Genomic DNA, 17,631 nt, shown 5'->3' on the forward strand with positions numbered 1-17,631 from the left:
ACAGCATACTCAATTCATCACTGCAACCCCAAACTTCCGAAAAGTGTGGACCCGGGTAGGGCATGCAGCGGTGCGGATTAGCTATTCGGTTCCGATAGCTCCGGGCCAGTCTGCTCAGATGATCTTGTTTAACGGGTACTCGACAATTCCCTCGGCACCGAGCTTCATCAGTTCCGGAACAATGCTTCGAACCTTCATTTCCGGGAGGATGGTTTCGATCGAAACCCAGTCGGAATTGTGCAAATGGGCAACCGTCGGGTTGTTGAGGCTGGGGAGGATGCCGACATTATGGAGCAGCCACCCCACTCGTCCGCCGGGCTTGGCGACGCCGCCGCCCCTGTTCTTTCTGGCGAGCTCATTCTGTGAGCCTATAGCGCCCTACACTGCGGCTCATGCCCCAACCCCATGAGCCCGTGCGATGAGTTTACATTTCCTCCTGAAAGCCAAAGCCCGTACCCTGTCCGTGGTTCAGGTCCTGGCGATGAGTGACGACGACGCGTTTACCCTGTTCCGCGAGGCGCGCTGGGGCGACGGGGAGGAAGTGGTCTGCCCGCACTGCGGCATGGCGCACCGGCACTACTTTCGCCCGGCCCGCAAGATTTGGCGTTGTGCGGGCTGCCAGGAGGATTTCTCGGTCACGTCCGGAACGATTTTCGCCTTCCACAAGCTGCCGCTGCGCCTGTACCTGGCGGCCGTGATCCTGTTCACCAACGCCGTGAAGGGCATTTCCGCGCTGCAGGTGGGTCGCGACCTGGGCGTGTCCCACAAGACTGCCTACGTGCTGTTGCACAAGATCCGGGAGAGCCTGCTGGTGGGCCGGGAGGAATCCGCTCTGCAGGGCGAGATACACGTGGATGGCGCGTATGTCGGCGGGAAGGTCCGGCCGGAGAACAAGAAGGAAGACCGGGTAGACCGGCGCCTGGCAGAGAATCAAGACCCGGACAAGCGCTGCATCCTGGTGATGCGTCAGGCGCACACCGAGGCGGAGGTAGAGGCCGGCAACGCCGGGGCCAAGAAGACGCTGACCTTCATCGTCAAGAATGAGAACCAGGCCGACCTCGGCAAACTGGCGCCAGCCTACATCGCGCCAGGTGCGGTGATCTGTGCCGACGAATCGGACGCCTACGACCGGCTCCCTGCCAAGTACGAGGTTCGCCGGGTGAACCACGGCAAGGAGTACCGCGCCGATGACGGCACGACCAACAACCTGGCGGAATCGTATTTCTCCCGCTTCCGCCGTTTCCACATCGGCCAGATCCACAAGGCGGCTCCGAAGTACCTCGACAACTACGCCAACGAGATGGCCTACCGGGAAGACACCCGGCGCTGGAGCAACGGCGACATCTTCCGGGACATCCTCGGCAAGTGCGCCCGTGCCCTGGTGAGTCGGGATTGGTGCGGGTACTGGCAGGGCAACCACCGACTGGGGGAAAGCCTGGCGGTGTGAAAGCGTCAGGCGACCGCCCAGGTGGCGCCGTGCCCGTCACGGCCGGCAGGGATCAGGGTGCCGCTACGCTCCAGGCGATGCACGACGCCAATGGCGTTCTTCCGCATCTGCTCGATCATGACGGTGGTCGCTTCCAGACCCCGGCGTGCCGTCAGCGCTTCGCCGATCTGGCGGCTGCTCAGCGCTGCGCCTTGAGCCTCGCGGAAGATGTCCAGAACCAGGCGTTGGCATTCCCCCGGGCGGAAGAAACGGTTCCGCATCCGGTGGGCCTTGACCCGGATCGTCCGCAGGTCGATCTCCGGGGAAAACAGCTTGAGGGTGGCGTCAAGGTGGGCCAGATCATCCGCCAGACGATCCATTTCCTTCTGATGATGCTCGATCAGCCCAGCCAGTTCGGCGCGCTTGCTGATCAGGGCCGTAACCACGTGGCTCTCCGCCATGAACAATGCTCCTGTTCGTTGAAAACAAGAGAATTTTCGCCGGGCTGAGCGTCAGCCGCTGGGGGTGGCTGCTCCATAATGCCGGGAAAGAGGACGAAGGGGTACGTCCCAGTTTCTTGAAGTAGGCCTCGACTGTGTCTATGCTGAAAGGGAGACGTTGGTTCGCTCCCGCGTTTGCTGAGGCAATTTGCGACCTTCAGAGGTGATGGTGGTGTGGTGCTACGTGCCACGACTACTCGGTAGTGTATATGCATGCAGGTTTCGGGGTCAGAGCGCAAGACGATTCTTGCCATCACAGAGTTGGAGGGCGCACTGATAGCTGCACCGGCGTCAATCCCGCGACGCGCGTTACTTCAGATTTGTCGTCATGTAACGGCAACAGGATGGGCAAATTCACAGAGGGGATCCTAATGAAAGCGATCTGGGAGGTCGAAAGCAGTCCCGTCCACCGCGCAATATGGGAGCGCGGCGTTGGCCTTGAGGCATTTGACAGCGCAGCCATGGAGCTTCCAGCATCGGTTCGTGCCGTTATGGAGCGGAGTCTTGCCGTCGTTCGTCGTTACAAGGAGAATCGATCGTTGTACGGAACAGATGGCTCCGTTACGCAGGAGGTCGTTGCGGATCTTGCGGCGGCAGGCTATTGGGGGCTGCGCGCCAGTCCCGCATACGGTGGCTATGGCGCTAACTTCCAGGCGCTGATGCCGTTCCTCACCGAGATGGTGCTCATCGCCCCTCCGGTGGCTGCGCTGATGGCGTGTCAGGCATACATCGGGCCGATCGGTCTGCTGGAAGCATTCGGCACCCCGGAACAGAAGGAGCGGCTGCTGCCACCCCTGGCCACTGGGCGACGTCTCGGCGCATTTGCCGTGACAGAACCAGGCACTTCCTCCGATTGGGGAGCGATCCGCACCTTGGCCCGTCCCGACGGAGATCGGCTCCTCGTGTCCGGAGAGAAGCTGTTCATCACCAACGCCGGCCCCGGGCGGACCATCGGCTTGCTGTGCTTGATCGACAGACGGCACGAGATGGTACTGATTGAGCTTCCGGAGAATGAGGACGAGCGGTTCCGGACCGTCACCTACGGCCTGAAAGCCCTTGCGCACATGAAGAATGTCGGGCTCGTGTTCGATAATCTTCCCGTGCCTGCCGCGAACGTGCTCCATTCGCCTCGGGGTGATGGACGTGCTATCGCCTACCACGCACTGAACTGCGGTCGCACTGCGGTGTGCGCAGGCTCTGCCGGGCTGCTGCGCATGATCGCGGGAAGCCTCATTCCTTGGGTACAGCAGCGGCGCACATTCGGGGCGCCGATCGGTGCCCGCGAGCTTGTTCAGCGCCGCCTGGGTTGGCTGGCGGGGCGCATCGTTGCGTGCGATGCCATGATCGCCTGGGTTGCGCGACTGCTCGACGAAGGCTATCGCGGCGAGTTTGAATCCGTGACGGCGAAGATCTTCGGTAGCGAATCGGTCAAGGACGCCACCGTCGACGTGCTGCTAAAAACGCATGGTGGCCGAGCGCTGCTCGAAGGCAACCTCTTCACGGAAATGCTCTCGGACTTGCTTGCTCCCACTGTCTATGAGGGCGAGAACGAAATCGTGACCCTGGGTTACTTTCAATCGCTGGCCCGTGTGCATGGCGAGCACTATCTTGCCCCGATTGCGGCGGCTATGAAGGAGGGCGAGGGAGCCACCGCCAAACCCCCCGGCGCGTCGAACCTTTGGGCGGCTGGCCGCCACGTCGCAGCCTATGGGGCGTGGCTTGTCGGCGAAGAGGTCCATCACGCACTGGGGCGGTTCCGGCATCGCCTGACTGCCGATCCTGTCGAACTCGCTGGCGTCGCACTCGAATTGCTCGGAGACATGGCGCTGGAGATCAGTGCCGCGTTGAGGCATTTTGGGGCATCCGTTGCGCAGCGACAGGCGCTGGTGTTCGACCTCGCCCGTCGCGCTCAGTGGGCAACCGTGATGCTCGTCGTCAGCCGCTACGCCGAATGGCAGCGCGACCCATTGGTTCGACAGGCCGGAATCTGTGCGGCGCTGGAGTTCGGTGCGCGCCTGACGGATTCTCGTCCGACGGGAGAGGCTTACCAGTTGCTCACCGAACTCGGGTGCGCGGTCGGCGAAGACCGCTTTGCTCTCGTCACTGGCGCTGATCGAGGTGTAGTCGCAATGGCTTAAGGCGAATTTCAGGTGCTATTTATCCCAACCGGTCCAGGAATTCCGTCATTCCCGCGTAAGGGGCAACCCAGTCCCGACTCAGTACGGCATCGGGCGGAATGGTGTGTACACTTACTTGCGCGAAGATGACGGTTGTTGCTCGGTATCCTTATTGTGCGGAGTCGCCTTGGATCGGGATGGCGGCAGTCGAGGCGGTGAAGGGCGTAGATACCAAGGGCTCTGCAGCCGTTGTGCTCAGACAAGAACGGTATCTTGGAGAAGTTCGTTTTTTAGGAGATGACAATGAAACGCATGGGCATCAAGGGTGGGATCGTCGTGGCGCTGCTTGCAGCATTGACGGACGTCATCGGCGCTGAGCGCATCGATGTCGGAAAGATCGAATACGAAACGAACTGCATACTATGCCACGGCAGGGATTTGCGCGGCGGGGCCTATGTCGATATGCTCAAGGTGTTAGTTCGCGCCGCTATAAGGCCATTTCGGTGGCGGCGTAATGAGGCCACTGGACTCGCGGCGCAATGAGGCCAGAGCAATCGCGGCACAATAAGGCCACGTAGAAGGCAAGTAGAGGCGGTTTTGGACTTCCGATTGTGTAACCTCTGGCAATTTTGCCGGGGGCAGGCGCAATGGCTAACAGGAAGTTCGAAATGTACGAAATACGACAAATGATTCAACGCCTGCGACTGGGCGAAAGCAATCGGGCGGTCGCCCGAGCACAGGGGGTCGGGCGCGACACCGTCGCACGTGTGCGAGACATCGCCGCCGCGCAGAACTGGCTGGAGGCGACGAGCCCGCTGCCGGACGACGCGACGATGGCGCGTTACTACCAGACGGCGGGCGGCGGGGCGGTCAAGAACGCGAGCCACCTGTCCACTGTGGAGCCCTTTCGCGAGAACGTTCTCGAGTGGCACCGTCAGGGCATTGCCGTGAGCAGCATCCGCCAGGCGCTGGCCCGCCGGTACGGCTACGGCGGCAGCGTGCATGCCGTCTATCGCTTCCTGCGTAGCGAAGCGGCCCCCGCCCCGGTGGCGACCGTGATGCTCGACTTTGCCGTCGGCGAACAAGCGCAGGTCGACTTCGGTTCGGGACCGCTGATCACCGACCGCCATTCCGGCGAGGTGTTCAAGACCTGGTTCTTCGTCATGACCTTGTCGTGGAGTCGGCACCAGTACGCCGAAGTGGTGCGCAACCAGAGCGTCGAGACCTGGCTGGCCTGCCACCGGCACGCCTTCGAGTGGTTCAACGGCGTCCCGCGCAAGGTACGGATAGACAACCCGAAGTGCGCGATCACGCGCGCCTGCTACTACGAGCCGACGGTGCAGCGCGCCTACGCCGAACTCGCGCTCGGCTATGCCTTTGTAATCGACCCCTGTCCGGTCGCGGACCCGGCCAAGAAAGGCCGCGTGGAGTCGGGAGTCAAATATGTCAAGGGCAACTTCATGCCGCTGCGCGAGTTTCATAGCCTGGCGCACGCGAATGCGCAATTAGAGGCGTGGATTCAGGGCGAGGCAGGCAATCGCCTCCACGGCAGTACGCGTGAGCGGCCGCTCATGCGCTTCAACGAAACCGAGCAAGCGCTGCTGCAGCCGCTGCCCGCCGTCGCGCCAACGTGCCCAACCTGGGCTAAGGCCAAGCTGCACGGCAACGGCCACGTCCAGCATGCGTATTGCCACTACTCAGCGCCGTTTCGCCTGATCCACCAGACGCTGTGGTTGGAAATCACGCCGGATGTCGTACGCCTCTATCACGAGCACGAGCTGGTGGCGATCCATCCGCGCCTGTTCAAAGCGGGTACGCGGTCGACCGTCGCGGATCATCTGCCACCCGACGCCCAGGCTTACTTCATGCGCGATCCGCAGTGGTGCTTGACCCAGGCCACGGCGGTCGGGCCGGCTTGTCGGGCGGTCGTCGAGAGCTTGTTCGCGAAGCGTGTGCTCGATCAGCTGCGCGCCGTCCAGGGCTTGCTGCGCTTGGCCGATCAGTTCGGTCGCAACCGACTCGACGCGGCGTGTAGCCGCGCGCTGAACTTTGGTACGCCGAGCTATCGCACGATCAAGCAGATCCTCCAGACCGGACTCGACCAGCAGCCGGAGTTGATCGACGCGCCGACGCTGGAAGCGCCCTATCTGAGTGGCGGCCACTTCCGCCGCCAACCCTCCGATCTGTTGCATTGAGCCGCCGCACGGCGCGCCGCTCCTTGCTCATCCCTTATCTATCTGGAATCCTCTCATGAATCCCATGCTCCCACTTGAACCCCTGCTCATGCAACTGCGCCTGTCCGGCATCCTCGACTCGCTCGAGGCGAGAAACCGTCAGGCGATCGAGGCCAAGCTGGCCTACACCGACTTCCTGGCGTTGCTGGTCGAGGACGAAGTCGCCCGTCGTGATCAGCGTCAGTTTGCCCAGCGCCTGCGCAAGGCGCAGGTGGTCGGCGACAAGACTCTGGAACGTTTCGATTGCAGCCACAGTCCGTCGGTCAATCACGCCTTGATTGCCGAGCTGGCAACCTGCCGATTCGTCCTCGAACAGGCGCCGGTTCTGATCGCCGGTCCGACCGGTACGGGCAAGTCTCACCTGGTCCAGTCGCTCTGCCATTGCGCACTGCGCGCCGGCCATGAGGTGCTGTTCATTTCGCACGCCAAGCTACTGGCTCAGCTGCACGCGGCGCGGGCGACCGATTCCTTTGAGCGCAAGCTGCGTCAGTTGGCCCGCGTCGATGTGCTGGCCATTGATGACTTCGGGCTGCGTCCTATGCGCTCGCCGCAGGATGAGGATTTCCACGATCTGATTGATGCCCGTTATGAGCGCGCGACCACCTTGCTGACCAGCAATTTGCACTTCGACGAGTGGGGCGCGGCGTTTCCCAACAAGTTGATGGGGGCGGCGACGCTCGACCGTTTGCGCGACCGTGCTTATCAGATCATTCTCGACGGCGAGACCCGGCGCAAACCGCGGCCCCTGCCGGAAGCCCGGTCGCCCGTCCAGGCCACGGCGGCCAGGGACGCTTCCAAGCCTCCCCCGGCCGCACGTTAGACCCTCAGCGGCGAGCAAACCCTGGGGCGCCGCCCCAGACCCCGCACTCGCCGTGAGGCAGCCGCCGGGGATGAAAAAACATCCCCGACAACTGCCGTCAGCGTCTGCGACCTCCAGGGCGTCAAGGGGCTTTCGCGGCATAAACGCCAAACAGCCGGCATTTATTCCACGGTCCCCTGGACACCCTTCCGGTCGCCACTTGCCACGTTGCAAAAAGACTGAAAACGGCGTAAAACCGACCCGTCCGAAACCGCTAAAACAGCCACTTCTGCTGGCCACATTACGCCGCGATTCGCTGGCCTTAATGTGCCGCAAATTGACACAAGGTAAGTCCCGGTGATCTTACTCAGTTGTCGCGGAAGAACGGCGGGACCTTTCCGGTCGAACGTGTTTATGCCGTGATTGACGGTCGGCAGGAACTCAAGGCCCACGGCGCTCGGGAGATGCCGATCTGGGGTAGAGACTACCAGGTGAGGGCCTCGCAGTACTACGTCGACGTGCCCTATGATTCGGAAGCCTACGTTCGCGGCCGAGTTCTGGCGTTGATTGACTACTTGAACAGGATGCAGAGCAAGTAGATCGGTGGCGTCCGGACAGCAAACTCTGATTCGGCAGCCAACCGACGTGCTGTTGCCGATGCTGGCTAGCGGCGCCCCTCATGCTGGCTTTGCCTTGACACGAACGGCTCTCGACGGGTTTCGCCAGCGAGCGGCGGGAAGTTCAGGCCGGTGAACGCCAGCAGATCTCTGGTTGGTGTCGGCTTCGGCCTCATCGCCTACCGCATGTGGGGGGTTTTCCGCTCTTTTTTCGGCAGCTTGCGCACGTTTCTCCGATCGACCTTTTGAGCAGTCGGGCGCTATGAGCGTGCGTCTTTGTTACCGCGTTGCTCGCGGTACGCCGGCGATGGAGCATCGTTCCCCAGATTCTTGTCAGCTCGCGCGAATTGCTGATGCTGCGGCTGGGCGTTCACGATAGGGGTCGGCGGGGTGTACAGGGCGACCGACGACGCGCCACCGCGCCTCGGCGATCAGAACGAAAACCGCTGGAAGAACCCCTTGGCGTCCCAGTCGCACAGCTTCTTGCCCACGGGGTAAAGGGCTTCGCCGGCGAGAATCCGGTAAGGGGCCGACCATTGCTCACCGGTGCGGGCGGAAAACTCTCGGGTGGCGCAATTGAGCGTGCTGTCGGTCCCCGGGTCGCTTGCCTCGAACGCCGTGTACAGCTTGAACGTCGCGACATCATTCTTCATTTGCACCGCCGCCTCGTCGAGGTAATACGGGGATCCTTCCACCTTGACCCGGGTTCCCGGCGCGCTGTCGGCACACTGGCCGACAGCGGCTGCGGATAGGGAAAGGGCTGCCAGAAGGCACTTCGCGAGGGGATTCAACTTGATCAGCATGTTTGGCATTCCGCTTTCGGTTGCAGGAGGGAGCGGGACGTTCCCGGAATGGACGTGGAGCGGGGCAGTCGCTTGCTCCCCGGCGAGTATAGGTGGCCGCGTCCACCGCGGTCAATCGGCACCGGAGAATGGCGAGCAGATCGCCGCTCGCAGACTGCCTGACGCGAGGACCGTTCGCGGCGTGAATCTGCTCGTTGCTGTGGCGCCGTGCGCGGTGGAACCGATCAGGGTGCGAGATCGAAAACCAGGACTTCGGCATCGTCGCCACCGCCCAGCCGCAGACTGTTTTCGTTGGCCAGCAGGGCGGCGTCGCCGGCGCGCAGGGTCTGGTCGTTGACCGTCAGGCTGCCGCGCACCAGATGCACGTAGGCCTTGCGTGCCGGGTCGAGCGGCAGGGTGGCGGATTCCTCGCCGGTGAATAATCCTGCGTACAGCGCGGCGTCGGCATGGATGGTCACCGAACCATCGGCGCCATTCTCCGAGGCGATCAGTCGCAGGCGGCCACGTTTTTCGGCCTCGGGGATCGTCTTCTGCTCGTAGCCAGGGGCAATGCCCGTTTCGCGCGGTTCGATCCAGATCTGCAGGAGGCAGGTCCACGCGTCGGGCGCCTGATTGAACTCGCTGTGGCGGACGCCGCTCCCGGCGCTCATCCGCTGCACATCGCCGGGCGGAATGGCGGTGCCGTTGCCCATGCTGTCACGATGGGCGAGCAGGCCGGCCGTGACATAGGTGATGATTTCCATGTCGCGGTGGCCGTGCATGCCGAAGCCGCCGCCCGGCGCGATCAGGTCGTCGTTGATGACGCGCAGGTTGCCCCAGCCCATGTGAGCCGGGTCGTGATAATCGGCGAACGAGAACGAGTGGTGGCTTTGCAGCCAGCCGTGGTCGGCATGGCCGCGGTCCGCGGCGAGGCGCAGGGTCAGCATGTGGTGTCTCCTGTGGTCGATGGAGGGACTTACTGCCGGATCGCCTCGATGGCGATGTCGATGCGCACCTCGTCGCCGACGTTCGGCGCATACTTGCCGGCATTGAAATCCGAGCGCTTGACGACGGTCCAGGCGTTGGCGCCGATCGCGTCCTTCTTCAGCATCGGGTGGGGCATCGCCTGGAACGAGGTGACGGTCAGCGTCACCGGGCGGGTCACGCCCTTCAGCGTCAGCTTGCCTTCGATGGCAACCGGCTTGTCGTCGGCGAAGATCACGCGGGTCGACTGGAAGGTAGCCGTGGGGTAGCGCGCGGTATCGAGGAAGTCTTCGCCCTGGATGTGCTCGTCGAAGATCGTCGATCCGGTGTCGACCGAGCGGGCATCGATTTCCATATCCACCGTCGCCGTTTTCGCGGCCTTGTCGAGCACCACCTTGCCGGTGGTCTTGTTGAAGCGGCTGAGTTGCGTCGAGTAGCCGAAATGGCTGTAGGAGAAGCGCGGGTAGGTATGGTTGGCGTCGACCACGTAGGTCTCCGGTGCGGCGAGCGCCGGGGTGCTGGCGACGGCGGCGAGGGCAATGGTGGCGAGGGTGGCGAGGGTGGCGGCGGGGTGGATCGATTTTTTCATGTTGAGGCTCCTGTGGGGGTTGAGGCTTACTTGCCGGCTGCGCTGATGCGAAACCGGATCTGGACGTCGTTGGCGACGACGTCGAACTTGGCCCAGCTGCCTTCGCCGATCGCGAAATCGGCGCGGCGGATGGTGAAACTGCCGTCGAAGACGCCGCTGTTGCCCTGCGCCGTGAAGGTGGCGGGGACGACGACATCCTGCGTGCGGCCCTTGATGCTCAACTGGCCGGCGACTTCGTAGCGGTTGCCGCCGAGCGCCTTGACGCTACCGGAGACGAATCGGGCCGTCGGGAAGGCGCGGGTGTTGAACCACGCCTTGCCGGCGACCTCTTCGTCACCTTCCGCCGCGCCGGTATCGACGCTGGCCAGTTCGACATCGAAAGCGGCGCGGGCGGCGGCCGGCTTCGCCGGGTCGAAAGCGATCTGACTGGAAAAGCGCTTGAATCTGCCGTCGACGGCGACACCCATCTGCTTGTAGGTGAACTGGATGCTGCTCTTGTCGGCCTGGACCTGGGTGTATTCGACGGCGTGGGCGGACAGGGCGGCAGCCAGGGCGCAGGCGAAGGCGAAGGCGAAGGCGAGTCGTTTCATCTCAGTTCTCCCGGGAATGGACGGGCAACATGCGGGTGAGAATGTCGTCCTTGTCGATGAAGTGATGTTTCAGTGCGGCGCCGACATGGCCGACGATGGTCACGGCGAAGAGCAGGTTGAGGCTCATGTGGACGGTCTGCAGCAGGTCGCCCAGTTCCTTGTTCTTGCTCAGCAGATCGGGGATCGGCAGGACACCGAACCACACCGTCTGGAAGCCCTTGGCCGAACTCATCAGCCAGCCGGAGAGCGGAATGGCGAACATCAGCGCGTAGAGGAGGAAGTGACCGGTGTGGGCGGCGAACTGCAGCGCTCGCGGCATGCTCGCCGGCAACGCGGGGGGGCGATGCGTGAGGCGCCAGAACAGCCGCACCCAGACGAGCAGGAAGGCGGTGACGCCGGCCCACTTGTGCCAAGAATAGAGTTTCAGCTTCTCGGGCGAGAGCGGCAGGTCCTGCATGTAGAAACCCAGCGCCAGCAGTCCGAAAAAGAGAACGGCCATCAGCCAGTGCAGGGCCTTGGCGGTGGATGTGTAGCGCTCGCTCATGCAGTACCTCCTGACGGCGGAAAAAATGAATAGGCGTCCATGGCGATGACGTAGTCGTCGATGCCGGCGTGGAAGCGTTGCACCCTTGCCCTTTCGCCACCGGCACCGAGCGAGACAAACAGCGGCAGCAGATGTTCCTCGCTCGGGTGCGCCTGGACGGCGCCCGGCGCCTGCTGGCGATAGGCGAGCAGGGCGGCGATGTCGTGGCTGGCGAGGCGATCCGCGATCCACTCGGAGAAGGCGCGGACATAGGCGCGGGTCTGCCCGGCCTGACGCGCGGCGAGTTGATAGTCGCGCAGGTTGTGCGTGACGTTCCCCGAGCCGATGATCAGGAAGCCCTGAGCGGCAAGCGGTGCCAGCGCCTGGCCGAGGCGCCACGCCTGTTGCGGACCGCCTGCGCTCTGGATGGAAACGGGGACCACCGGTACGTTGGCCTCGGGAAACATCAGGCGCAAAGGGATCCAGGCGCCGTGGTCGAGGCCGCGGCCGGGATCTTCCTGGACCGGCAGAGCGGCCGCCGCAATCGCCTTGACAATCTCGCGCGAGGCTTCGCGGCAACCCGTCGCCGGATAGTCCAGGGCATACAGTTCCTCCGGGAAGCCCTGGAAGTCGTGAATGGTGTGCGGGCGTTCGGCAAAGCCGACGGTCGGCACCGGCGTATCCCAGTGCGCGCTGACGATGACGATGGCGCGCGGCAGCGGCAGCCCGCCCACCGCGGTGGCCATTGCCGCACCGGCGGCACCCGGTCGCAGGGCAAAGCCGGGGGAACCGTGGGGGACGAAGAAAACGGGTAGGGCAGGTGTCATTCGGGCAACTCCTCAAGCGATGGCCGTACTCTAAACGTCCAGATTGCTCGGAAATAGCCGACAATCGGCAAATCTTTATTGCGAAAGAAGCAACAATGGACCGGCTGGAGGCAATGCACCTCTTCATGCGCGTGGCCGAACTCGGCAGCTTTTCGGCCGTGGCGCTGCAACTCGGCGTCGCCCGCTCGGTGGTGACACGGCAGATCGCTGCGCTGGAGAACCACCTCGGGGTCAAGCTGATGGCCCGCAGTACGCGGCGGCTGGCGCTGACCTCAGCCGGTGCGGCGTATCTCGAGAAATGCCGGGTCATCCTGAATCTGGTCGACACCGCCGAGGCCGACGTTGCCGAGGAACGCCTGACGCCGCGCGGCAACATACGCATCAGCCTGCCGCTCAGTTACGGCATCAAACGGCTGGCGCCCTTGCTGCTCGACTTCTCGCAACGCCATCCGGAGGTCAGCCTGGACATGGATTACAGCGACCGGCGCATCAACCTGATCGAGGAGGGCATCGATCTCGCGATCCGTATCACGCGCCGGCTCGACCCCGGCGACGTGGCGCGCAAGATCGGCAGCAGTCGCCTGCTGGTCGTCGCCGCTCCCGATTACCTTGCCCGCCATGGCCGACCGCAACACCCGGCGGAACTCGCGCATCACGAGTGCCTGGGTTATTCGGGCAGTGGCGCGGCACAAAGCTGGCACTTCCTCGTTGACGGCCAGTTGCAGACCTACCTGCTGCGCAGCCGAATCAACGCCAACAATGGCGACGTGCTGAGCGAGGGCGCGGCGCTGGGGCTGGGCATCACCCTGCAGCCGGATTTCATCGTCGCCGACCTGCTCGCCGTCGGCCGGGTCGAGCAGATTCTCGCGGATTTTCCGATTCCCGAACTCGGCATCTACGCCATGCTTCCCGGCAACCGCCATGTCTCGCATCGGGTCCGGGTGCTGATGGACTTTCTGGCGGCGAACGCCGATGCCGCGTGACCGCGCCGCCCGTTCACCGCACTGTCGCGACGCAGACCGGCAGTGAGAGCGCCTGCAGCACTTCGCCCGTCCGGTTGTCATGGATGAAGGCGGCGAGGCCCAGTTTCGTCGTGTTCCATTGGGCGTCAAGCTCCAGCGTGCGGGGGACTGTCTGCAGCGTGCCGTCGGCGCGCAGCGGGAAGGGTGGCGACCAGTAACGCACGACATGGTCGTGGCGCAGCGTCGCCCCGCGGTTTTCGCCGCGGCGCACACTCGATTCGAGACGGTCTTCGTAGAGCACGAGCACGCCTTGCAGGCTGTTCCGGCCATCCTCGCCGGCCGGCGCGCGGAACTGGGCGTCGACGGCGAGCGCTCCGGCTTCGCCGCCCTTCATCGCCAGGCGGATGTCCGCGCGGGCGGGCTGACGATTGATCTGACGCAGCCGTTGCTCGAAGCTGGCTGCATCGTGCCAGCCACGCAATTCGCGCATGCCGACGAATACCTCGGGGGTGTAGACGACGGGACTCGGCGAGCGCTGTCCCAACTGGCGCTGGCGTTCGCTGAACTGCGCCTGGGCAAAGCGGTCCTGCCAGCCGATGTAGTCCCAGTAATCGACATGCAGCGACAGCGGTACGACCTGCTCGGGTCCGTAGCGCGCTGCCAGCGTACTCAGCCAGCGGTCGGCAGGCGGGCAACTGCTGCAGCCTTCCGAGGTGAACAGTTCGACCAGCGCCACCGTATGCGGCGGGCTACTGCGCTGGCAGGTGCTTGCCGGAGCGGCGTCGAGAGCGCCGCAAGCCAGGGCGAGGAGCAGCGGACTTGTCAGGGAATGCCAGGACATGGAAGCCTCCACGATTTGCGATGGAGCTTCGTCGTCGCCAGGGTGGGAATACTTACGGTTCGCGCGACGGCGGTGATGCTGCCAACGGTCCACGCAATACGTATCTGCAGCTGGTGGGTTCTCCCGTGCCGCAAAGTGATTGCCGAAGGCATTCCCTTCTGCTCACTCGCGCCCGAGCCAAGACACACCAAGACGGACGCCAACAAACCGAAAGCCCTGGATAGCCCGGCCGTGCGTGGCCGAATGACGGGAACGCATGGCAACCGATGCGGCGAAGGCCCTCTACAAGGGTCCTGTATCCACTGTCGAATGCGTTCATGCCTTGGCCCGCAAGCGCGGTCCGAATCGGTTACTCGTTCACGCGTTGGCGAGAGTGAGGGCCATCGCGGGATCGCCAAATGATCTTCGACCACATCGAACGGTTTCTGCGTATATTCTGACCGCCAGGGAATTCGCCCGCACAATCCTCAGTCGTGTGGTAGTGCCGGCCGTGTGGCTGGGGAATCTGCGGCGCCGAAATGAGGAATTCACACCTCGACGCTCCCACCATAAGAAATTTCGTTCCACAATTTCTTGCCGCAACATACAATCCTAAGACCTTAAGCTCATCTTGCATATGGTTACCTTAGTCGTCCCCGAATGGAGCATGACATGTTAATTGCGACAACGCGAAATCTGGAAAGCCGACAAAGGCCTGTCGTCGACCATGGCAACCAACCTGACCCTCAGGACTGGTTCGGCGAAGAGTTCGGCGATGGACTGCGATTTGCGATGGCGACGCCAGCAAAGGGTGGAAGTGACTGGGATGTGAGGCTGCTGGTCGAGGAGGGCAGTATCTCTTCGGGCATTGAGAGCGCATTGCGTGCTCCTCGTGGGGCTTGCGTTTGCTACGTTCACGGCATCAACAAGCGCTTTGAGCAAACCCTGGAGCAAGCCTCGGAGATAGAAAGAAGTTATGGAGTCGACGTTTTTTTGTTTTCATGGCCGTCGTTTATCGTGCCCACGGCAAACGATCCCGAGGGTCTCGAAGGTCTCGTTGAGCGATACAGGAGGGCGCGCAGGAACGCGGAAGCGTCCGGTGATTGTTTTGATGACTTCTTGCAGCGCATAGTCCAACGAGCCCCGCCGAGATCCACGAGTTCGCCTACAGTCAATCTGTTGCTGCATAGTGAAGGCAACTTCCTTCTTGAGAGCTACATCAAGAGTGCTGCTTTCAGCGGCGATGAAGTCCGGGCGTTTACGAACATCATCCTGAGTCAGGCTGACCTCGACTATGATGGCCATCGAGAGTGTTTGAACAGGCTCGCGTCAGCCGGCTCCTCGGTCTACGTCACAATTAACACAAATGACAGTACGCTTCGCAAAGCTGAGAAGCCGAATGACGGGAAGCGACGTCTTGGCAACACCCGGCCGGAAGCGGTCGGGGCGTCGGCCAGCGCCCAGTACTTCGACTTTACGGGCGGCCAGGGCGTAGGAGACACGCACAGACTCTGGGATACGAAGACGATCAATGAAAACCCCGTTGTTTCGGCCTTCTTTTCTGCCATTCTGACGGGGAAGGCCGTTGAGGCCGATCCCACATTCAGGGCCCAGTTTTTTGTCCTGAGCCAAATCTGGCCCGGGCCTCCAGTATGAGTAACCGACTCGTACGGCTGGGTTTCTGTATCATCGTGTCTGTCGCTTGGTGTGGAGCCATATCTGCGGGCTCACCCGAAGTGAGTGGAGACTCCGTAAGCGAACCCTCCATCCCGGTCTTCTCCGAGGCTGGTGCAGATCAACACCAGACTACCCTTCGGTACCTTGTCACCGCCAATTCCAATGCAAGCGATTGTGAGTTTTACGTCAACGCGATTGGGAAGGGGGAGTTCTCGAGGGGACCTGTTTTACTGCGCTGGTTGGAAGCGTACATCTCGGTTGATGAGGCCGCTCTCGTAGCCCGTGCCGGTGGGACCATCGAAAATGCCGGTATGTATGTGCAGCATAGGGACGTGAACGATAGCTCGGCTAGTCGAGCGGGGCTGTACTTGGGCAGTAGGCTTGAGCCCGCCTACTACAGGGTCAAGATGACTTACGACCAGAATCACGTTAAGGGTGGAGGCGTCGTTGCGGTACGCCGCGAAATCCAAAGCCTCGCCTTCTTTCTTGACCTGAGGCGTTCCGACGGGTCAATTGAACGTTTCTGGCTCAAGAACGGTACGCGGGACTACACTATCGATGTCATCTTCGAAGGCCAACCTCTGAAGCACACGCCGACTGGAGCCGGCGAAGTGGGCTTCGTCGAGGCGGGGCCGGTTTTCAACCAGAAGATGGCCTGCATTCGCTGAGGCGATCTAGCGCAATGCTTGTGACCTGCCGATGACGCGCGCTCAGGCAGTTCACGGGAAAACTGCAGGTCTACTGCCGGAGCTTACACTCGATAAGGTGACTGCTCAGGAGGATGCGCTTTTCGCCAACACGTCTTGCCTATTTACTTCATCAACCACACCATACCATTGCCTCTCATCTCGCTGGGCCATGCCCGTCGAGCCGCTCCTTGGCTCTGCAAGAGCCTGTCTGCGCCACGTTGACTTTACTTGAGGACCACGCCATGAGAATTGCTTTTACGTCCTGCTTCGATGTGCTCGATGACCCAGAGCAAGTGGTATGGGACCGAGTTGCTGCGCAGAGACCCGATGTCATGTTGCTCCTTGGAGATTCCATTTACATGGATTTTGGCGTCAATCTCCCGCTCCTAGGCGTCCATTCAACGCATCCACTGGGAAAGCCAAGAAAGTGGGATGAGGCGAAGTTTGCGCAGGAGATGTACAGCCGCTACCGGGCGCAATCGGAAGTGAACAGTTTCCGGAGCCTTGTTGGCTCTGTCGGCATCATTGGAGCCATCTGGGACGATCACGATTTTGCCTGGAACGATTCATGGGGTGCAGGATTCGACGAAGACGTGGTTCCCAGGAACAAGAAACTGATAGCCAGAACATTACACCTGCAGTTTCGCGATTGGTTGCAGAAGCGGCCCCTGGTAGAGTATCCAGCGATACCGTCGATGGATTCTTTGCTCAGCACGGAAGACCGCGGAATAGAATACTCATTTTCGATCGGCCCGGTGCTTTTTCTCATGCTCGATGGCCGGTACTACCGCGAAAAGCAGCGTGAGGTACCAAGTCCATACCCGGAGATTCACCCGGGAGAGCCCTTGGCAACGATGCTTGGCGAAGCGCAGAAAGGCTGGCTCGCACAAACGATTAACGATCAGGATGGCCTCAGCGTGATCTGCTCCGGTTCCACTTTGACGGACCGAAATGTGAACGGTGCCGACAGTTGGGACCGTTACACCGACTTCGAGTGGCTTCTTGGCCAGGAGTTCGAGCAAACCGTTGTCTTGTCGGGCGATATTCACGATATTCGTCTGAAGAAGCATAAGAAGACGGGGGGCGGCAATTTGTGGGAATTCACCGCATCTGGTGCCGCCCGCCCTGGCAAGTTTCACGGTGCCAGCGGCAATTTCGGCATTGTCGATGTAGATGGCAGAAGTATCACGGTTCAACTTTTCGATGAGGATGGCCTCCGTTCCAAAAAAGTGATTGATTTTTGAGGAGGGACCTAGACGGCTACGGATGGAGTTTATGTCGTTTCATCTGGTGCCTCTCGCGAAGATGCGGATGCCTCGTTCAGCCCTTCTCGCTTCGGGGTGGTGGATTAAGCGAGGGGCCAGCGAGCTCGCTGCCGTACCAGGGTAGAATGCCCATGAGCGAATTGGTTTTTGGGTATTTTTCGTTTCTCCAGAGTGGCCGGCTGATTTTCATGTGCTGTTTTGAATGGAGGCTTTGTTATGTCAGAATTCTT

General features: G+C 61.9%; 18 protein-coding genes and 1 pseudogene. 10 read left to right on the plus strand and 9 right to left on the minus strand.

What is annotated here, in order from left to right; all coding sequences use genetic code 11:
* Positions 1–114: 114 nt before the first annotated feature.
* Positions 115–279 (minus strand): annotated as a pseudogene (gene hisG, locus CAP2UW1_RS25500) (ATP phosphoribosyltransferase); the annotation flags it as partial.
* Positions 280–418: 139 nt separating this feature from the next.
* Between hisG and CAP2UW1_RS08560 the strand changes: the two are divergent.
* A complete protein-coding gene (locus tag CAP2UW1_RS08560) occupies positions 419–1,447 on the plus strand; it encodes an IS1595 family transposase (RefSeq protein WP_015766238.1) in 1,029 nt (342 codons plus the stop codon).
* 5 nt (positions 1,448–1,452) lie between these two features.
* Here the strand turns inward: CAP2UW1_RS08560 and CAP2UW1_RS08565 are convergent, their stop codons facing one another.
* Positions 1,453–1,887 carry a hypothetical protein gene (locus CAP2UW1_RS08565; RefSeq protein WP_015765733.1) on the minus strand — a complete coding sequence of 145 codons (435 nt, stop codon included), beginning with the start codon at positions 1,885–1,887 and terminating at the stop codon, positions 1,453–1,455.
* A gap of 410 nt (positions 1,888–2,297) precedes the next feature.
* On the opposite strand from CAP2UW1_RS08565, the gene CAP2UW1_RS08570 reads away from it, so the two are divergent.
* The 5 genes from CAP2UW1_RS08570 to CAP2UW1_RS08590 all read left to right on the plus strand — a co-directional run bounded on the left by CAP2UW1_RS08570 (position 2,298) and on the right by CAP2UW1_RS08590 (position 7,675).
* Positions 2,298–4,064, plus strand: coding sequence for an acyl-CoA dehydrogenase family protein (locus CAP2UW1_RS08570; protein WP_015766240.1), 1,767 nt, complete (start codon positions 2,298–2,300; stop codon positions 4,062–4,064).
* A gap of 282 nt (positions 4,065–4,346) precedes the next feature.
* Positions 4,347–4,586: a c-type cytochrome gene (locus CAP2UW1_RS08575; RefSeq protein WP_015766241.1), complete on the plus strand. Its 240-nt coding sequence runs from the start codon at positions 4,347–4,349 to the stop codon at positions 4,584–4,586.
* Between the two features lie 125 nt (positions 4,587–4,711).
* A complete protein-coding gene (gene istA / locus CAP2UW1_RS08580) occupies positions 4,712–6,238 on the plus strand; it encodes an IS21 family transposase (protein ID WP_012806915.1) in 1,527 nt (508 codons plus the stop codon).
* Positions 6,239–6,293: 55 nt separating this feature from the next.
* Positions 6,294–7,097, plus strand: coding sequence for an IS21-like element helper ATPase IstB (gene istB, locus CAP2UW1_RS08585; RefSeq protein ID WP_015766242.1), 804 nt, complete (start codon positions 6,294–6,296; stop codon positions 7,095–7,097).
* Between the two features lie 350 nt (positions 7,098–7,447).
* Positions 7,448–7,675 (plus strand): hypothetical protein, encoded by a 228-nt coding sequence (locus CAP2UW1_RS08590; RefSeq protein ID WP_015766243.1) that lies wholly within the window; start codon positions 7,448–7,450, stop codon positions 7,673–7,675.
* 449 nt (positions 7,676–8,124) lie between these two features.
* Here CAP2UW1_RS08590 and CAP2UW1_RS08595 read toward each other — a convergent pair whose 3' ends face one another.
* The 6 genes from CAP2UW1_RS08595 to CAP2UW1_RS08620 all read right to left on the minus strand — a co-directional run bounded on the left by CAP2UW1_RS08595 (position 8,125) and on the right by CAP2UW1_RS08620 (position 11,988).
* On the minus strand, positions 8,125–8,496 hold the full coding sequence (locus CAP2UW1_RS08595; RefSeq protein ID WP_015766244.1) for a hypothetical protein: 372 nt from the start codon (positions 8,494–8,496) through the stop codon (positions 8,125–8,127).
* 224 nt (positions 8,497–8,720) lie between these two features.
* On the minus strand, positions 8,721–9,422 hold the full coding sequence (locus CAP2UW1_RS08600) for a pirin family protein (protein ID WP_015766245.1): 702 nt from the start codon (positions 9,420–9,422) through the stop codon (positions 8,721–8,723).
* 29 nt (positions 9,423–9,451) lie between these two features.
* Positions 9,452–10,048 carry a YceI family protein gene (locus CAP2UW1_RS08605; RefSeq protein WP_015766246.1) on the minus strand — a complete coding sequence of 199 codons (597 nt, stop codon included), beginning with the start codon at positions 10,046–10,048 and terminating at the stop codon, positions 9,452–9,454.
* A gap of 26 nt (positions 10,049–10,074) precedes the next feature.
* Positions 10,075–10,638 carry a YceI family protein gene (locus CAP2UW1_RS08610; protein ID WP_015766247.1) on the minus strand — a complete coding sequence of 188 codons (564 nt, stop codon included), beginning with the start codon at positions 10,636–10,638 and terminating at the stop codon, positions 10,075–10,077.
* Between the two features lies 1 nt (position 10,639).
* The gene (locus tag CAP2UW1_RS08615) at positions 10,640–11,182 is read right to left on the minus strand and encodes a cytochrome b (protein ID WP_015766248.1); all 543 of its coding nucleotides are present in this window, start codon (positions 11,180–11,182) and stop codon (positions 10,640–10,642) included.
* Positions 11,179–11,988, minus strand: a complete 810-nt coding sequence (locus tag CAP2UW1_RS08620; protein ID WP_015766249.1) for a DODA-type extradiol aromatic ring-opening family dioxygenase — start codon at positions 11,986–11,988, stop codon at positions 11,179–11,181. Before CAP2UW1_RS08620 ends, CAP2UW1_RS08615 begins: the two co-directional genes overlap by 4 nt.
* Before the next feature lie 95 nt (positions 11,989–12,083).
* Between CAP2UW1_RS08620 and CAP2UW1_RS08625 the strand changes: the two genes are divergently transcribed.
* Positions 12,084–12,971, plus strand: a complete 888-nt coding sequence (locus CAP2UW1_RS08625; protein ID WP_015766250.1) for a LysR family transcriptional regulator — start codon at positions 12,084–12,086, stop codon at positions 12,969–12,971.
* A 13-nt stretch (positions 12,972–12,984) separates the two neighbouring features.
* On the opposite strand, the gene CAP2UW1_RS08630 is transcribed toward CAP2UW1_RS08625, so the two are convergent.
* Positions 12,985–13,791, minus strand: coding sequence for a DUF1223 domain-containing protein (locus CAP2UW1_RS08630; protein WP_015766251.1), 807 nt, complete (start codon positions 13,789–13,791; stop codon positions 12,985–12,987).
* A gap of 651 nt (positions 13,792–14,442) precedes the next feature.
* Here CAP2UW1_RS08630 and CAP2UW1_RS08635 point away from each other — a divergent pair.
* From CAP2UW1_RS08635 to CAP2UW1_RS08645, 3 genes are all read left to right on the plus strand, one after another.
* Positions 14,443–15,426, plus strand: coding sequence for an alpha/beta hydrolase (locus CAP2UW1_RS08635; protein ID WP_015766252.1), 984 nt, complete (start codon positions 14,443–14,445; stop codon positions 15,424–15,426).
* A 428-nt stretch (positions 15,427–15,854) separates the two neighbouring features.
* Positions 15,855–16,115 carry a hypothetical protein gene (locus CAP2UW1_RS25505; RefSeq protein WP_199931608.1) on the plus strand — a complete coding sequence of 87 codons (261 nt, stop codon included), beginning with the start codon at positions 15,855–15,857 and terminating at the stop codon, positions 16,113–16,115.
* A gap of 263 nt (positions 16,116–16,378) precedes the next feature.
* Entirely contained in the window at positions 16,379–17,380 is a 1,002-nt protein-coding gene (locus CAP2UW1_RS08645) for an alkaline phosphatase D family protein (protein WP_015766254.1), read from the plus strand.
* Positions 17,381–17,631: the final 251 nt, after the last annotated feature.

It is taken from the genome of Candidatus Accumulibacter phosphatis (assembly GCF_000024165.1).
GTDB classification, from domain to species: domain Bacteria; phylum Pseudomonadota; class Gammaproteobacteria; order Burkholderiales; family Rhodocyclaceae; genus Accumulibacter; species Accumulibacter phosphatis.

Excerpts from the sequence above, each read along its gene's own strand:
- CAP2UW1_RS08560 (WP_015766238.1), top strand. The coding sequence starts at position 419 with ATGAGTTTACATTTCCTCCTGAAAGCCAAAGCCCGTACCCTGTCCGTG.
- CAP2UW1_RS08565 (WP_015765733.1), bottom strand. The coding sequence starts at position 1,887 with ATGGCGGAGAGCCACGTGGTTACGGCCCTGATCAGCAAGCGCGCCGAA.
- CAP2UW1_RS08570 (WP_015766240.1), top strand. The coding sequence starts at position 2,298 with ATGAAAGCGATCTGGGAGGTCGAAAGCAGTCCCGTCCACCGCGCAATA.
- CAP2UW1_RS08575 (WP_015766241.1), top strand. The coding sequence starts at position 4,347 with ATGAAACGCATGGGCATCAAGGGTGGGATCGTCGTGGCGCTGCTTGCA.
- istA (WP_012806915.1), top strand. The coding sequence starts at position 4,712 with ATGTACGAAATACGACAAATGATTCAACGCCTGCGACTGGGCGAAAGC.
- istB (WP_015766242.1), top strand. The coding sequence starts at position 6,294 with ATGAATCCCATGCTCCCACTTGAACCCCTGCTCATGCAACTGCGCCTG.
- CAP2UW1_RS08595 (WP_015766244.1), bottom strand. The coding sequence starts at position 8,496 with ATGCTGATCAAGTTGAATCCCCTCGCGAAGTGCCTTCTGGCAGCCCTT.
- CAP2UW1_RS08600 (WP_015766245.1), bottom strand. The coding sequence starts at position 9,422 with ATGCTGACCCTGCGCCTCGCCGCGGACCGCGGCCATGCCGACCACGGC.
- CAP2UW1_RS08605 (WP_015766246.1), bottom strand. The coding sequence starts at position 10,048 with ATGAAAAAATCGATCCACCCCGCCGCCACCCTCGCCACCCTCGCCACC.
- CAP2UW1_RS08610 (WP_015766247.1), bottom strand. The coding sequence starts at position 10,638 with ATGAAACGACTCGCCTTCGCCTTCGCCTTCGCCTGCGCCCTGGCTGCC.
- CAP2UW1_RS08615 (WP_015766248.1), bottom strand. The coding sequence starts at position 11,182 with ATGAGCGAGCGCTACACATCCACCGCCAAGGCCCTGCACTGGCTGATG.
- CAP2UW1_RS08620 (WP_015766249.1), bottom strand. The coding sequence starts at position 11,988 with ATGACACCTGCCCTACCCGTTTTCTTCGTCCCCCACGGTTCCCCCGGC.
- CAP2UW1_RS08625 (WP_015766250.1), top strand. The coding sequence starts at position 12,084 with ATGGACCGGCTGGAGGCAATGCACCTCTTCATGCGCGTGGCCGAACTC.
- CAP2UW1_RS08630 (WP_015766251.1), bottom strand. The coding sequence starts at position 13,791 with ATGTCCTGGCATTCCCTGACAAGTCCGCTGCTCCTCGCCCTGGCTTGC.
- CAP2UW1_RS08635 (WP_015766252.1), top strand. The coding sequence starts at position 14,443 with ATGTTAATTGCGACAACGCGAAATCTGGAAAGCCGACAAAGGCCTGTC.
- CAP2UW1_RS25505 (WP_199931608.1), top strand. The coding sequence starts at position 15,855 with ATGACTTACGACCAGAATCACGTTAAGGGTGGAGGCGTCGTTGCGGTA.
- CAP2UW1_RS08645 (WP_015766254.1), top strand. The coding sequence starts at position 16,379 with ATGAGAATTGCTTTTACGTCCTGCTTCGATGTGCTCGATGACCCAGAG.